Source organism: Dendrosporobacter sp. 1207_IL3150 (assembly GCF_036763085.1).
Classification (GTDB): domain Bacteria; phylum Bacillota; class Negativicutes; order DSM-1736; family Dendrosporobacteraceae; genus JBAIYU01.
The window spans coordinates 82059-97603 of record NZ_JBAIYU010000022.1 but is presented as its reverse complement, the minus strand read 5'-3'; the positions used below and the strand labels follow the sequence as shown (position 1 = coordinate 97603).

The following is a 15545-nucleotide window of genomic DNA, read 5'->3' as shown; positions in this document are numbered from 1 at the left end:
AACTAGAAAGGCGTGATTATAATGCCAGATATAAAAACAGATACCTTAAAAATCGGAGGTATGTCATGTGTTGCCTGTTCAAATCGTATTGAAAAAGGCATATCCAAACTTCAAGGTGTGGAAAAAGCGGTAGTAAATTTTGCTGCTGAAAAAGCAACAATTACCTATGATAATTCCAAAATTAAATTAAAAGACATTCAAGATAAAGTTGAATCACTGGGGTTTCAAATTATTAAAGACAAAGTTGACTATAAAATTTCAGGCATGAGTTGTGTTGCTTGTGCGAATCGGATTGAGCGCGGTTTAAAGAAGGCACCAGGTATATATGACGTTTCAGTAAATTTTGCTGCCGAAAAAGCTACTATCGAATTTAATTCAAGTGATATCACCCAAAGTAAGATTCAAGAAATGGTAAGTAAAATGGGGTTTGAAGCACACAATTTAGAAGATGAAGCAGATACTGATCGTGAAACGAAGGCTAGGAAAAATGAAATATCCAGCCAAAGGTTTCGCTTGATACTGTCATCGGTACTATCATTTCCTATGCTATTGGCTATGGTACTGCACTTTTTCAAGGCAGCGGAGAATATCAGCCATATCCTTATGAATCCTTACCTGCAATTAATACTAGCTACACCAGTTCAATTTATAGCAGGGTGGCAATTTTACAAGGGTGCGTTTATAGCCTTGAAGAATGGCAGTTCCAATATGGATGTTCTCGTTGCCCTAGGAACGTCTGCTGCATATTTTTACAGCATTTATAACGTCTTAACCGGTTCACCTGATTTATATTTTGAAACTTCAGCAATTTTAATAACATTAATTATTTTAGGTAAGCTGCTTGAAGCTACGGCTAAAGGACGCACTTCTGAAGCTATAAAAGCGCTTATGGGGTTAAAGGCAAAAACTGCTAGAGTAGTTCGTGATGGCAAAGAAATTGATATTCCAACTGAACAAGTAATTTTAGGTGATATCATTGTCGTAAGGCCAGGAGAGAAAATCCCTGTCGATGGAATAATTGTGGAAGGGACTTCAACTGTAGACGAGTCTATGCTCACAGGTGAAAGCCTTCCTGTAGATAAGAAGTTGAATGATGAAGTAGTTGGAGCTACAATAAACAAACTAGGGACGTTTAAATTTCGAGCAACTAAGGTAGGAAAAGACACTGCTCTTGCCCAAATTGTACGCATAGTAGAAGAAGCACAGGGTTCAAAAGCTCCTATTCAGCGCTTTGCTGATATAGTATCAGGATATTTCGTCCCTACTGTAGTTGCAATTGCTGTACTGACGTTTGCGGCCTGGTACTTTATGTTTGATCCCGGGAACTTTTCTAGAGCATTAGTTAACTTTACAGCGGTCCTGGTAATAGCTTGCCCGTGTGCACTAGGATTAGCCACTCCTACTTCCATTATGGTTGGTACAGGTAAAGGCGCTGAACATGGAATTTTAATTAAAGGCGCTGAGCATTTAGAAAATGCCCATCGTTTAACTGCAATTGTTTTAGATAAAACAGGTACTATTACTAAAGGTGAGCCTGATTTAACTGATATAATTTCGCTGGATAATACTCCTGATATTGAACTATTAAAGTTAGCTGTGCAGGCGGAAAAAAACTCTGAACATCCATTGGCTCAAGCGATAGTGAAATATGGTGAAGCTCAGGGAATAGCTATAAGTGATCCTGATGCATTCAAAGCTATACCTGGTCATGGTGTAGAAGTAGTAATAAATAATAGAAAAATATATATGGGTACCCGCAAACTTATGCGAGACCACAGTATCGAAATTTCAGGTATTATAGCCAAAATAGAAGCGATGGAAGAACAAGGCAAGACGGTAATGCTTATGGCTATTGATAATCAGATAGCAGGTTTATTTGCAGTTGCCGACACAGTTAAAGAAAACTCAGCAGCGGCGGTGAAAGAGTTAAAGGAACTTGGGTTAGAGGTATGGATGATTACCGGGGATAATGAGCGGACAGCACGAGCGATTGCTGGGCAGGTTGGAATTACAAACATTATGGCTGAAGTCTTGCCGGAAAACAAAGCGGAAAAGGTTATAGCACTGAAAAAAGAAAACAAAGTCGTTGCCATGGTAGGAGATGGTATCAATGACGCACCAGCTTTGGCAACTGCTGACGTCGGTTTTGCTATTGGCACAGGTACAGATGTAGCTATAGAAGCTGCTGATATTACGTTAATGCGTGGAGATCTTCGCGGTATAGTAGCAGCCATTAAATTAAGTAAAGCAACAATGCGTAACATTAAGCAAAATCTGTTTTGGGCCTTAATTTTTAACTCCCTTGGCATTCCCATTGCGGCGGCGGGCTACTTATCACCAGTTTTAGCAGGTGGTGCGATGGCCTTTAGTTCAGTTTCAGTTGTGACGAATGCTCTAAGGTTGAAAAATTTCAAACCGTGATAATAAATTAATAATATAAATCAGTCATTTTAAAAAGTAGGTTTTCCGTTTACTACGGGGGATCTACTTTTTTGTTATCAGAAATTATAACTTCAAGTTCGCGAGGATGTAGCGATAACATTCCTAGATGATTTGTAACATGTATTTTCCCTTGCCAAAAAATTCATAATTTATTCACATTTACTTCATAGCTTTTTCACATTTATAAGGTACGATATCTAAAAATAGCCAGTAAGGCAGGTATTCAAGATGAAAAGACAGCTAGGAAATATTATAGAAGAAATCGATACAGTTAACCAGAGTTTAGCGGGAAATCAGCATAGTGAAAAAAGTAAACATATCCTTTTGATGATATTATGCTGTATTACCCCTTTAATACTTGCAGTTTTACTGCCTGCATTTGGCTATACGGGCACAGCAAACTTCATTCTGCTACTGATATGTCCCGTTATGCACTTTATAATGAAGCGTGGTCTCGTAAAACATGCAAATACTGACGCAACCGATGAAAGTAGCTGAAATAACAAAACTAAAATTTCAGCAATTTTATTTAAATCTTAGGGGGGAATTTAGTGAAGAAACATTATAAGAGGTACTTATCAATTTTTTCAGTAGTTTCTATTCTTGCAGCTAATACAACCGTCGTTACTGCAAATACTGTTCAGTCTCTGAATTTACAGGAGGCTATTACAGCAGCGGTTAGTAAAAATCCATCAGTTATTGAAATGCAGAAGCAATGGGAAGTAAAGGAAAAAAGTATTCCTATAGCAAAAGCACAGCCTAATCCAGAACTTGGAATAATGAAGGATGATATACCAACAAGCACATTAGATCCACTCAAAGGCATGATGACAGAGTTTACAATTAGCCAGGAAATAATGAACCCATCTAAAGTTAATTTGATGGGAAAGATGGCAGCTAATGAGGCAGCAATGGCTAAACAAACTTATAATGACAAGCGTATTGAATTATATAGTGAGGCGAAAAAAGCGTACTACGATGTTCTTTATGCAACTAAAGCCTTAGAAGTTGAAAAAGAAAACCAACAGCTTATGGGGCAGCTTACGCAAATTGCTCAAGTTAACTATTCTACTGGGATGGTCTCACTACAAGATTCATTAAAGGCGCAAACAGAGTTTTCTAAAATGACTACAGATTTAGTCGATATGGCAGCAATGCTTGCTGTCACTAAGGCCAAGCTAAACGTTTTAATGGCAAGGGCAACTGATACACCTTTTACAGCCCAAGAAGAATTTAACTCGCCTCCGCCTAATTTCAACCTAGCATCACTGCAAAAAACAGCATCAGAAACTAGACCTGCCCTAATTGGAATGAAAAGCCAAGTGGAAATGGCTCAAAATGGTATAAACCTGGCTAAAAAAGAGCAGCTACCAGATTTTGAATTACAGCTTGGATATAAGACTTACAAGCAGGAAGAAATGATGCCTGTTAAGCCAGATAATTGGAAAGTTGGCTTTATGGTAATGCTGCCTATCTGGCAGGACAAAAATAGTGCTCAAATTAAATCTGCATCGGCTGGCTTAGAGGCAGCGCAAGCTTCGCTTAATAATATGGAGAACATGACATCACTTGATGTTCAGATGGCCTTAACTGAAGCGCAGTCATCCTGGCGTCAGGTCGAGTTATTTAAGAGTACTGTGATTCCTCAAGCAGAGCAGACTTATCAAGCCGGAGTTGTAGGATATACAAATGGCAAAGTAGACTTTATGGCTGTACTCGACAGTCTAAATGCCCTTAGAAACGCCAAGCTTGGTTATTACAAAGCAAAAGTTGATTATGAAAAAGCTATAGCCAACTTAGAAAAAGCAATAGGAAAGCCACTTGTTGGCAGCTTGTAAAAACTACAAAATAGAATAAGGGGGCCAGTATGTTAGATAACTTACTTTCAAAATTAGGAGACACAACTACTAAGAAGCGGCTGTTAGTGGGTGCGGTATTAGGTGCACTTGTAGCAGGTTCATTTGGCTATTATACCTATTATCATAAGAAGCCTGCGATGGTTGATCACTCTGCACACCAAGGTCCTAGCTCGGTAGAAGTAGCGGGCGATGTTGTAAAACTTGATGCAAAAGCCAGGCAGCTTGCAGGAGTCCAAACTTCACAAGTAGTCTCAAAGCAGTTAAATAAAGAAATTAAAACAACAGGCAAAGTTGCATTTAATGAAAGTGGTCGTACTTATATAACGTCTCGAGTAGAGGGCCGGATAGATGAACTCTATATAAATGCTGATGGAGATTATATTGCCCCTGGACAGGCTATCGCAGCAGTATATAGCCCTACTTATATAGCAGCCCAAGAAGAATATCTTCTAGCAATAGATACTGTTAATAAACTGCGCGGAGCAAGTAAGGATATTGCTCAACTGAATAACAAACTATTGCAAGCGGCAAAACGCAAGCTTGAACTACTAGGTGTACCATCAGATGATATAGCCCATCTTGAACATACACGCCAGCCCAATACTCATATGCTGGTACGCGCGCAATTTGGGGGTACCGTTCTCGAAAAACTTTTACTCCCGGGCGGTTATATAATGCCAGGTGATAAGTTATTTACGCTGTCGGACCTGTCTACTGTCTGGATGTATGCAGATATATATGAAAAAGATTTATCTAGTGTAAAAGTCGGACAAGAAGTAGTAGTTTCAAGTACTGCTTACCCTGGCGAAAAGTTCACAGGACGCATAACGTTTATCAATCCAGTACTAGACGATGGCAGCCGCATTGTAAAAGTCAGAGTAGAGATGGCAAATCCTGGTGGGGTGCTAAAACCCAACATGTTTGTCGATGCTGTTATTAATACACCGCTAGGCGAGAGTTTGGTTGTACCTGAATCTAGCTTGCTTGATACAGGTACTAGACAGGTGGTTTATGTTGCTCAAGGTGAGGATACCTTTGCTAAACGAGATGTAGTTGTAGGTAAAGAAGCCGGAGGATTTATCCAAATTTTATCTGGTTTGCAGCCGGGAGAAACTGTTGTAACAGCTGCAACATTTCTTATTGATTCACAAACACAGCTTGGCGGATTCGGTGGCCACGGAGGGCACGGCGGCCATGGGGGAAGCAAGTCAAACCAAGTTCCTGCCAGCACAGCACCTAACACACCTGCAGCAAATACACCTATAAAACAGCATCCGACTGCTCCAGCAGCACAAGGTGATCATAGCGGACACAATGGCCATAGTGGTCACTAAGGAGGATTGGCATGCTAAATAAGTTGATCGAATTCTCACTAAAGAATCGAGTAATTATAGTAATTTTAACTGTTCTTATCGCGCTATGGGGTGTTTTTGTTGTTAAGGATACGCCAATAGATGCCTTTCCTGATTTAAGTGAAAACCAGGTTTTAGTGTATGCTGACTGGATGGGGCGCGGTCCTCAGGAAGTGCAGGATCAGGTAACTTACCCACTAGAGACAGCACTGAGAGGCCTGCCGAAAGTTAAAGATGTCAGAAGTTCGTCCTCATTCGGCTTTTCGATGGTAACCGTAATCTTTGAAGACGGTGTAGATACCTATTTTGCCCGTCAAGTAGTAAACGAAAAAGTACAGCAAGCTATTCCGCTGCTTCCTAGAGGTGTTCAGCCAGCATTAGGGCCAGCTAGTACGCCAATGGGACAAGTATTTATGTACACTATTGAGAGCGATAAGCACAATCTCGCCGAACTTAGAACAATGGAGGACTTTTTAATAAAGCCTCAATTAAGCGCAGTTCCCGGTGTAGCTGAAGTAGCGAGTATTGGCGGATACGTACTGCAATACCAAGTAAACTTAGATCCAGGCTTAATGAAAGCAAACCGTGTTAGTGTCGGGCAAGTATTTAGCGCCGTAGGAGCTAACAACTCTAATATTGGTGCTAAAGTTGTTGAACAAAACGGTCAGGAGTATGTTATCCGTGGTCTAGGTCTAGTACAGTCAATTGACGATATTAAAAATATTGTTATCACTCAAAATAACAATGTCCCAATTTACGTTAAAGATGTTGCAAAAGTTGTAGCAGGTCCTGATTTCCGCCGTGGTGTTCTTACTAAGTCTGGTTATGAAGCAGCAGGCGGTATAGTCGTCCAGCGCATGGGTGAAAACACAATTAATGTAATAGATCAAGTTAAAGTTAAAATCGATGAAATCCAGCCAACTCTGCCTGCAGGAATGAAAATAGTACCGTTCTATGATCAAACTGATCTGGTTAAAAAGGCAGTTAATACGCTTAATAGGGCACTAATTGAAGAATTTATTTTAGTCTCTATAATCGTATTAGCCTTCCTTGGCAACTTCCGTTCTAGTATTATTGTGACAAGTGCAATACCGATTGGTATTTTAATTGCTTTTATCTTTATGAAAGAGATTAATTTGTCAGCTAACTTAATGTCACTTGGTGGTATTGCAATTGGTATCGGGGTTATGACGGATGCTGCTATCGTTATGGTTGAGAATGTTTACAGGCATCTAGCTGAAGATGGCGGTAAAAGAAATATTATAGATGTTACAATGGAAGCTGCTAAAGAAGTGGCTGCGCCGATATTCTTCTCAATTACAATAATCATTGTTACATTCTTACCAGTGTTCACTATGACTGGTACTGAGGGTAAAATGTATACCCCGATGGCGTGGACTAAAACATTTGCTATGACAGGTTCATTAATTTTAGCCTTTACCATAGTACCTGTGCTTTGCACGCTGTTACTAAAGGGTAAGATACAAGAGAAAGATACATGGGTTGTCGAAAAACTTCATCATTTATATGTGCCAATGCTCAAAAAATCGCTACAATATCGCAAGGCTACAATAGCTATTGCGCTAGTAGTTATGCTAGCTGGATTTGCCTTGCTTCCGCTTATTGGTACAGAATTTATGCCGGCACTTGATGAAGGAACTTATCTTGTAATGCCGACAATGCTGCCAAGTGTTTCGCTGACTGAAGCAGTAGAATCTGCAAAGAAAATGGATAAAGTCATAATGAAAGTTCCTGAAGTTGAAATGTCGGTCGGTAAAGTCGGTCGGGCCGAGTCGGCCATGGACCCCGCTCCAATAAATATGATTGAAACCATTGTTACCTTAAAGCCCAAAGACCAGTGGAGACCAGGGGTAACAAAAGCCGATATCGAGCAAGACATGATGGCTGAACTCTCTAAGCTGCCAGGGTTAAATATGGCTTTAACTCAGCCAATTGCAGGTAGACTCTCTATGCTCACAACGGGTGTTCGTACTGATCTTGGTATTAAGCTTTATGGTGAAGATTTAAAAGTTCTGCAGCAAAAGGCATTTGAAATCGAAAAGGTGCTAGCTACGATACCAGGAGTTAGCGATCTATTAGCTGAGCGAATATTTGGTGCACCATATCTAGAAATCAACATCGATCGTACAAAAGCCGCTCGGTACGGACTGAATATCAATGAAGTAGAAGATACTCTAGAACTTGCTATCGGTGGTAGAAATGCCACTACAACAATTGAAGGAAGAAAGCGTTTCAATGTAATGCTGCGCTATAATCGTGACAGCCGTGAGAATATTGATGCCATGAAAAACATTCTTATTCCTGTATCTTCCGGAGGTAGTGCTAAAGCTTTAAGCAGCGGTGGTATGGGCGGCATGGGGGGAGCTTCACTGAGTGCTAATGCTGCACCACCGGGAGCATATGTTCCGTTAGGTGAGGTTGCTCAGTTTAAAGTAGTAGATGGTCCTTCCATGATTAGTAGTGAAAATGGAGCTTATCGTGTTATAATCCAGCTTAATAGCCGTGGCCGTGACGTTGTAAGCTTTGTTGATGAAGCTAATAAAGCCATTAAAGAAAAAGTTGATTTACCACCTGGATATCTAATTAAATGGACCGGACAATACGAAAATCAGGAACGCGCTAAAAACCGTTTAGCCTTAGTTGTACCACTTGTGATTGTTTTGACCTTCTTCCTCTTGTATATGACGTTTAACTCAGCTAGTGATGCGCTGTTGATACTGCTTAACATCCCGTTCTCGCTGGTAGGTGGCATAGTGGCTATTTATATGGCTGACATGTACTTGACAGTAGCCGCAGCAGTTGGATTTATTGCGCTGTTTGGTATAGCCGTCCAAAATGGAGTTATTATGGTTACCTATATCAAGAAGCTAATGGATAAAAAGTCATTAGAGGAAGCCATTATTGAGGGGGCGATTACTCGTCTAAGACCTGTAATGATTACAGCGCTTGTCGCAAGTCTTGGGTTATTACCGCTGATCTTTGCTACAGGTACTGGAGCGGAAGTTCAGCGTCCAATGGCAACAGTGGTAGTCGGTGGACTAGTAACTTCAACAGTACTGACACTAGTGGTATTACCAAGCATTTATTATATTTGGAATGACCGCAAACGTAAACCAGCTGAACCTGCCCAAGTTCAAGATATCGCTAATTAGTCTCGTCAAAATTCGTAGTTTATTGGAGGAAATATGAAAAACAAAATGCTTTTTGCTATTCTCCTAGTAACGTTGGCGGTAGTATTTATTGCAGGATGTGGCTCTACCGATAAAAAGTCCTCACCTGCAACTACTAAGCCTGCTACCCAGAATATGGACCATACCAGCCATACTCCAGAACAGATGAAAGAACATAATAAACAATAGTTTTTATTATCGGAGGGAGCAAATGGAAAAATTAATCATTGCAATAGCTATTTCACTATACTTTGGCGGCGCAAACATAGTAAGCGCCGCCCCTCCCTCTGGTTATAATGATTTTTTGCAATCACTTGATTCGCTCATAACTGGAGCAGCTATTCCGATAGATGATGAAGTACTTATTAATACCCGAACGATAACGCCACAGAGTATTCAAGTCAACCAAATAGTAGGATTTGCTCAGAGTATGTTAGGGAAACCAGTAGTTTGGGGGGGCGCCTCAGCAAATCTAGGATTTGATTGTTCAGGGTTAGTCCAATATGTTTATCGTCAAGCTGGTGTTAATCTACCGCGTACGGCAGATCTTCAGTTTTTAGTCGGTGTGACAATTTCAAAGACTGTATTACAACCAGGAGATCTAGTATACTTTACAACCTACGAACCTGGAGCATCACATGTTGGCATTTATATTGGGAAAAACAAGTTTATACATACTTCGTTTTCGCAAGGGGTAGTAGCAATATCAGATATGAATGAAGATTATTTTGCTAAAAGATATTATGGTTCCAAAAGGGTTTTGTAAAATTCATACTTATTTCACAATTTCATCATCAGTAATTCACAAAGATGTTGTATAGTATAAATATAGACAAGTTGAAAGGATGATAAATATGAAGAAAAAATTTGCTGCTTTAGTAATTGGCGGTATTATAACGGTCTCTGCCTTTGGATTTGGCTATAGCGTTAATGCTGCAGAGAAAAACGCTGAGCAAAAACCAGCGATGCATAACATGATGCAGGGCGGTCATATGGATGCAAAGGCTATGGGAGATATGATGAAAGACCCTGCAAAATGTGTTGAGATGATGAAATCACCTGAAATGCAGGGAATGATGAAAGATATGATGAAAACACCTGAAATGCAAGTCATGATGAAACAAATGCTGCAAAATGATGCAGAGCTTCACAAAATTATGCTAGACCTTGTGAATTCGGTTGATATGAGTGAGCACGATCATGCTGCACCTAGAGCAACTGCAAGTGAACACAATTCTCATCACTAATATTTCAAAAAATCAAAAAGGATGCCTTATGGCATCCTTTTTTGTTACTAGTACTAATGCTAGCCATTAAAAAGCAACTATATAATAACCTATTTAGCTATGGGGCAAATTCCTAGCAAAGCGAGGGTATATTTATATGACATAGATAAAATATTGATTGGCTATAGAATTTATATTGACGCTAGTCTTGTGTAGTTCTAAAATAGTATAGGTAATGTTATATGAGAGAAGAGGATTATATGAGATTTAATAGCTTGTTGGTTGTGGTATTTTTAGTACTTACATTAGTTATAGCTGGGTGTGGCGGAGCAAGCACATCAGATAAAGCAGGCAAGCAAGATACCTTAAGAGTTGGACTGGTACCAAATCAGGCACCAGACAAAATAAAAGCTCAATATGAACCTTTTCGGAAATACTTATCTGAGAAATTAAATATGCCTGTAGAGCTTTTTGTTGCAACAGACTATGCAGGTGTTGTAGAAGCAATGGCTAATGATAAGCTGGATGTTGCGTACTTCGGTGGACTTACATATGTTCAAGCAAAGCAGCGGGCGAAGATTCATCCCATTGTAACGGAGATTGATCAAGAAACAAAAACAACTAAATACTATAGTTTAATAATCGCTCCAGCTGAAAAAGATACAAAATCGGTTGGAGAATTGAAAGGTAAAGTGTTTGCATTTGGTGATATCAGCTCTACATCTGGGTCGCTTTATCCGAGGGTTATGTTAGATAAGGCAGGCATTAAAGTGCCTGATGATTTTAAAAACGTAGTATACACAGGCGGACATGATGCAACGGCACAGGCAGTGCAGAATGGAGCAGTTGATGCTGGTGGCATTGAGGGGAGAATTTTAAAACGTCTTATAGCTAAGGACACGGTAGATGAGGCTAAGATAAAAGTGTTAGAAAGGCATCTAGTTGAAGGGTATCCTTGGGTTGTTCGGGATAGTTTGGATAAACAGCTCGAGGCTAAAATTGTCGATGCTTTCTTAACGATGAAAGATCCTGTTTTGCTCGATTTAATGAGGGCGGAAGGTTTTGCAAAAGTCTCCAACGAAACCTATGCGGAGGCAGAGCAAGAGGCTAAACGATTAGGGCTCTTAAATCCAAAGAAATAGCAGGAAGGCAGGAGGCTTACTCCTGCCTTTTCATAATATAACGAATGTTATTGTAGGTGATCGCTTTTGGAAATAATCAGCGCAAAAAAAGTATCAAAAATATATTCTAATGGGCAAGGTCTTAAGTCAGTTGATTTTACGATAAGTAAAGGGGAATTTGTAGGTATTGTTGGAGAGAGCGGTGCTGGAAAAACAACGCTAATGAGATTGTTGTGCGGAGCAATTTTTCCGACAGATGGAGAACTAATAATTTATGATACAGATATGACAAATATCAGAAGGGCGCGCCTGACTAATCTTAGGCGAAAAATTTCTGTTGTGTATCAGAATTATAATGTAATACCATGTCTTGATGTTGCCCGCAATGTCATGCTCGGAAGATTGTCTGAGGTCTCCTGGCTAGAAACTATACGCCGTCTATTTTTTTTGAATCGGGAAGAGCTTGGAGAAATCAAAAGTATACTAGAAAAACTTAATATTGCCGATAAACTAAATGAGCGCTGCCAGGAACTTTCAGGTGGACAGCAGCAACGGGTTGCAATTGCTAGAGCTCTATACAGTAAGGCTGATTTATTTATTGCAGATGAACCGATAGCTTCAGTAGACCCGGCAACCGCAAATTTAATTATAAATGCATTTAAAGATTTAAAATATCAAGGAAAAACTATTATCATGAATTTACATCAGCTAGATCATGCAATAAAACATTGTGATCGTATATTGATGTTTGAGCAGGGCGAAATTTGTTTTGACGGGAAACCAACGGAATTTGCTCAAAGTAGTGCATATTCTCGTCTGGATGATAAAGATCTCCAAATGGGGGTCACCAATGAATAATATCTTAAACTTAATAATTACTTTAGGGGTATTAGTCAGCATCTTTTACAGCGGCATAGATACAGGTGTTTCGCTTGGGGTGTTATTCGAACCGAAGAATATAAAAGCAGTTCAGAGGTTTTTAACTGGGCTATGGCCAATCGAAACAGACGCTGCTTTTTTACTTCAAACTTTTAAGTTATTAATTGAAACAGTAGAGATTTCTCTTGTATCAACGGCAATAGCAATTGTACTTGCATTGCCTTTATCGATTGCGTCTATTAGGCCTCAGGGTGAAGAATTTACTCTTAAAAGGCTGGGAATGTCAGAATGGACACTAAGGTGGATACTATACTATACAGTTCGTAGTTTGTTAGGTCTATTACGGGGGATACCGGAACTAATGTGGGCACTAATATTTGTTGTAGCAGTTGGGTTAGGACCGTTCCCTGGAATATTAGCACTTGCAGCTCATAGTACTGGAATTCTAGGAAAACTTTACAGTGAGATGTTTGAGGCGGTGGATTCTAGACTAATTGAGACCGTGCGGTCAAGTGGTAGTAGTCAATTTCAGGAGTTTATTTTTGTCAGGTTCCCTATGAGCCTATCAATCTTTTTGTCATATACATTGTTTAGATGGGAATGTAACCTAAGAGCTGCTACAATTCTTGGGTTTGTAGGTGCAGGTGGTATTGGCACTCAATTGATTATTAGCATGAAATTATTTATGTATCATGAAGTATCAACATTAATTATTGCAATATTGCTGCTAGTTATTACACTGGAGCTAATGGGACAGTATGTTCGTGCTCGTATTCTAACAGGTAATGAAGGCAGTGGTCCGAGAAAATCATAGAGGAACTATTTTTTGATAAAAGACATCTGCTAATTTAGCAGATGTCTTAATGATTTTTATGGTATATGTACATTATAAATGCTGCTAGTTAGGTTTCAGCACATATATATGCTTATTATCACAAGAAGGTTCTGGATAATTTTGGTAGAATGTATATACTAAAATGACAGGAGGGACTTATTGTGAACAGCCGATTAGCTAGTGAGTTAAAACTCCGGTATTCTCCAATAGCAATTCTTTTTTCGGACGAAAAGCCAATGGAATCACTCCAGTTTCAGGAAGGAAAGCGTGGCTGTGTAATTGCTATGTTAACAGCAGCAGCAAAGGGGAGGACTGCGGTATTCGATCGCTCAACTTCTGGCTGTTTGGGAGGTGCTGTTGGTCTAGGATTTGGCAATGCATACCCCCATTTCCCGGGTGGAATAGAGTACTTTCTTTCGACTGGTCGCGGTGAGGGATATCCAGAAGGCGAGGCTTATATAAAAACGCCAGAACTTGGATCTGATTTTGCTGATAATTTGCCATATACTGACCTTCCGTTTAAATACGTTATTTTTAAACCGTTATCCTTAGTAGATCTGTCTAACGAAAAACCAGAGCTAATTACTATCTACGCTAATCCAGACCAATTATCTGCGTTAGTCGTATTAGCAAATTATGATCGCCCAGGCAACGATAACGCCATAATTCCATTCGGTGCTGGCTGCCAAAGTATATGCCTTATGCCTCATCATGAGTCCAAACAGGCAAGACCAAGAGCCGTGGTCGGAATGATAGATATAACAGCTAGACCTATGGTTGATGCTGATATACTATCTTTTACTGTTCCGTATACGATGTTTTTGTCTATGGAAGAAAATATTCCAGACAGTTTCTTGGAAAAGCATGATTGGTTAAAAGTCAGAAAGCGGATACCTGACCCGCAATAAATATGTTTGTTATATGTAAAATACTTCATAAGCTTTTATGCGAAGCCCGCATAGAGGCTTTTTTTATATAAAAGAAAATAGATTATTTTAGTGGTGATTATAGGTTTCAGCTCGCGCAAAAAATATGGTGTCATGTTTTGTTTATATGATTGCTAGATATTCAGTTTTGTCATTAATGGCTATGGACTAATCCATATATCTTCAAATTGAATGATTGCATCTTACTATTTATAATTTAATTAACGGAATAGAAAGATTATTCCGACACGGCAATAAATAATAGGGAGGTAAGAAAATGTCAAGTGCACAAATTCAGCCCAAGTTTGTTCACACGGGTAATACTGAAAAGGTGCAAAAATTCGGCAGATTTCTCAGCGGCATGGTTATGCCAAACATCGGCGCATTTATTGCATGGGGACTTATAACAGCATTATTTATTCCTACTGGGTGGATACCAAATGCGTATCTTAGTAAACTTGTAGGACCAATGATCGTATACTTGCTGCCGCTTTTGATCGGCTATACTGGCGGTAAGGCAGTTGGCGGCACAAGAGGAGGCGTACTTGGCGCCATAGCGACAATGGGGGTAGTAGTCGGGGTAGATATCCCAATGTTTATTGGTGCTATGATTATGGGACCGCTAGGCGGGTTTGTAATTAAGCATTTTGATGAGTGGATTGAAGGCAAGATTCCAACTGGCTTTGAGATGCTGGTAAATAACTTTTCTGCAGGAATTATTGGGGCAGCTGTAGCTCTATTAGGTTACACATCTATAGGCCCTGTCGTATTAGCTCTAAACAATATGCTGAAAAACGGTGTAGAGGCAATTGTAAATGCGGGTATTCTTCCCTTAACATCACTCTTTATCGAACCAGGCAAAATTCTCTTTTTAAATAATGCAATTAATCATGGAGTGTTAGGCCCGATCGGTATACAGCAGGCAAAAGAATTAGGGCAGTCTATATGCTTCCTGCTGGAAACAAATCCAGGTCCAGGGCTTGGTATTCTATTAGCGTACTGGGTATTCTCAAAGGGAATGATTAAACAATCAGCTCCTGGAGCAGTAATTATTCACTTTTTAGGCGGAATTCATGAGATTTATTTCCCATATGTACTTATGAATCCAATGCTCTTAATTGCAGTAATCTGTGGTGGAGCAAGTGGCGTATTGACCTTTACAATTTTCAAAGCAGGACTTGTTGCAACACCATCACCTGGCAGTATATTTGCTCTCCTAGCCATGACACCTAAAGGAGGGTACTTAGGTGTATTAGCTGGAGTACTTGTATCAACGGTTGTAAGCTTCTTAGTAGCCTCAGTGTTTGTTAAAAGAGCTAATGATAAGATTGACGAAACAGAATTAGAAGATGCTAAAGAAAAGGTAAAAGAGTTAAAAGGTGTACAAGTAAAGACTCGCATTACCAAAATCGTATTTGCTTGTGATGCCGGAATGGGTTCAAGCGCTATGGGAGCAACAAATTTAAGAAATAAATTTAAAAAAGCTGGACTTAATGTAGAGGTTACAAACTGCGCTATTGAAGATATTCCAATGGATGCTCAAATTGTTGTCAGTCATCAATCGTTAACCGAAAGAGCTAAGGCAAAAGCTCCCAAAGCAGAACATATATCTATAATGAATTTTATGAATAGTCCAGAATACGACGAATTGGTAAAACGGGCAATAGAGAATGCTTAGCTGATATAAGAATTATAAAAAGATTAAATGGGTAAC

Annotated in this window: 13 protein-coding genes; all 13 read left to right on the top strand. The window is 39.5% G+C overall.

All coding sequences use genetic code 11. The annotated features are described in order from the left end of the window. The first annotated feature begins 21 nt into the window (after nt 1–21). The 13 genes from V6C17_RS12295 (at nt 22) to V6C17_RS12235 (ending at nt 15509) form a co-directional block, all read left to right on the top strand. A complete protein-coding gene (locus V6C17_RS12295) occupies nt 22–2421 on the top strand; it encodes a heavy metal translocating P-type ATPase (protein WP_333522874.1) in 2400 nt (799 codons plus the stop codon). 249 nt (nt 2422–2670) lie between these two features. Further along, a complete protein-coding gene (locus V6C17_RS12290; protein WP_333522873.1) occupies nt 2671–2940 on the top strand; it encodes a DUF2933 domain-containing protein in 270 nt (89 codons plus the stop codon). Between the two features lie 53 nt (nt 2941–2993). Further along, nucleotides 2994–4280 (top strand): TolC family protein, encoded by a 1287-nt coding sequence (locus tag V6C17_RS12285; RefSeq protein WP_333522872.1) that lies wholly within the window; start codon nt 2994–2996, stop codon nt 4278–4280. A gap of 29 nt (nt 4281–4309) precedes the next feature. After that, on the top strand, nt 4310–5635 hold the full coding sequence (locus V6C17_RS12280; protein ID WP_333522871.1) for an efflux RND transporter periplasmic adaptor subunit: 1326 nt from the start codon (nt 4310–4312) through the stop codon (nt 5633–5635). 11 nt (nt 5636–5646) lie between these two features. Then, complete coding sequence (locus V6C17_RS12275; RefSeq protein ID WP_333522870.1) at nt 5647–8826, top strand: efflux RND transporter permease subunit; 3180 nt, start codon at nt 5647–5649, stop codon at nt 8824–8826. 33 nt (nt 8827–8859) lie between these two features. Next, nucleotides 8860–9033: a hypothetical protein gene (locus V6C17_RS12270; RefSeq protein ID WP_333522869.1), complete on the top strand. Its 174-nt coding sequence runs from the start codon at nt 8860–8862 to the stop codon at nt 9031–9033. A gap of 22 nt (nt 9034–9055) precedes the next feature. After that, complete coding sequence (locus V6C17_RS12265; protein ID WP_333522868.1) at nt 9056–9610, top strand: C40 family peptidase; 555 nt, start codon at nt 9056–9058, stop codon at nt 9608–9610. An 88-nt stretch (nt 9611–9698) separates the two neighbouring features. Further along, the gene (locus tag V6C17_RS12260) at nt 9699–10091 is read left to right on the top strand and encodes a hypothetical protein (RefSeq protein WP_333522867.1); all 393 of its coding nucleotides are present in this window, start codon (nt 9699–9701) and stop codon (nt 10089–10091) included. Between the two features lie 239 nt (nt 10092–10330). Continuing rightward, nucleotides 10331–11212 carry a phosphate/phosphite/phosphonate ABC transporter substrate-binding protein gene (gene phnD, locus V6C17_RS12255; protein WP_333522866.1) on the top strand — a complete coding sequence of 294 codons (882 nt, stop codon included), beginning with the start codon at nt 10331–10333 and terminating at the stop codon, nt 11210–11212. A 66-nt stretch (nt 11213–11278) separates the two neighbouring features. Beyond that, nucleotides 11279–12049 carry a phosphonate ABC transporter ATP-binding protein gene (locus tag V6C17_RS12250; RefSeq protein WP_333522865.1) on the top strand — a complete coding sequence of 257 codons (771 nt, stop codon included), beginning with the start codon at nt 11279–11281 and terminating at the stop codon, nt 12047–12049. After that, entirely contained in the window at nt 12042–12884 is an 843-nt protein-coding gene (phnE, locus tag V6C17_RS12245; protein WP_333522864.1) for a phosphonate ABC transporter, permease protein PhnE, read from the top strand. The genes V6C17_RS12250 and phnE overlap by 8 nt, the downstream gene beginning before the upstream one ends. Nucleotides 12885–13066: 182 nt before the next feature. Beyond that, on the top strand, nt 13067–13813 hold the full coding sequence (locus tag V6C17_RS12240; protein WP_333522863.1) for a DUF169 domain-containing protein: 747 nt from the start codon (nt 13067–13069) through the stop codon (nt 13811–13813). 295 nt (nt 13814–14108) lie between these two features. Then, the gene (locus V6C17_RS12235; RefSeq protein ID WP_333522862.1) at nt 14109–15509 is read left to right on the top strand and encodes a PTS mannitol transporter subunit IICB; all 1401 of its coding nucleotides are present in this window, start codon (nt 14109–14111) and stop codon (nt 15507–15509) included. The last annotated feature ends 36 nt before the right edge of the window (nt 15510–15545 follow it).

Excerpts from the sequence above, each read along its gene's own strand:
- V6C17_RS12295 (WP_333522874.1), top strand. The coding sequence starts at position 22 with ATGCCAGATATAAAAACAGATACCTTAAAAATCGGAGGTATGTCATGT.
- V6C17_RS12290 (WP_333522873.1), top strand. The coding sequence starts at position 2,671 with ATGAAAAGACAGCTAGGAAATATTATAGAAGAAATCGATACAGTTAAC.
- V6C17_RS12280 (WP_333522871.1), top strand. The coding sequence starts at position 4,310 with ATGTTAGATAACTTACTTTCAAAATTAGGAGACACAACTACTAAGAAG.
- V6C17_RS12275 (WP_333522870.1), top strand. The coding sequence starts at position 5,647 with ATGCTAAATAAGTTGATCGAATTCTCACTAAAGAATCGAGTAATTATA.
- V6C17_RS12270 (WP_333522869.1), top strand. The coding sequence starts at position 8,860 with ATGAAAAACAAAATGCTTTTTGCTATTCTCCTAGTAACGTTGGCGGTA.
- V6C17_RS12265 (WP_333522868.1), top strand. The coding sequence starts at position 9,056 with ATGGAAAAATTAATCATTGCAATAGCTATTTCACTATACTTTGGCGGC.
- V6C17_RS12260 (WP_333522867.1), top strand. The coding sequence starts at position 9,699 with ATGAAGAAAAAATTTGCTGCTTTAGTAATTGGCGGTATTATAACGGTC.
- phnD (WP_333522866.1), top strand. The coding sequence starts at position 10,331 with ATGAGATTTAATAGCTTGTTGGTTGTGGTATTTTTAGTACTTACATTA.
- phnE (WP_333522864.1), top strand. The coding sequence starts at position 12,042 with ATGAATAATATCTTAAACTTAATAATTACTTTAGGGGTATTAGTCAGC.
- V6C17_RS12235 (WP_333522862.1), top strand. The coding sequence starts at position 14,109 with ATGTCAAGTGCACAAATTCAGCCCAAGTTTGTTCACACGGGTAATACT.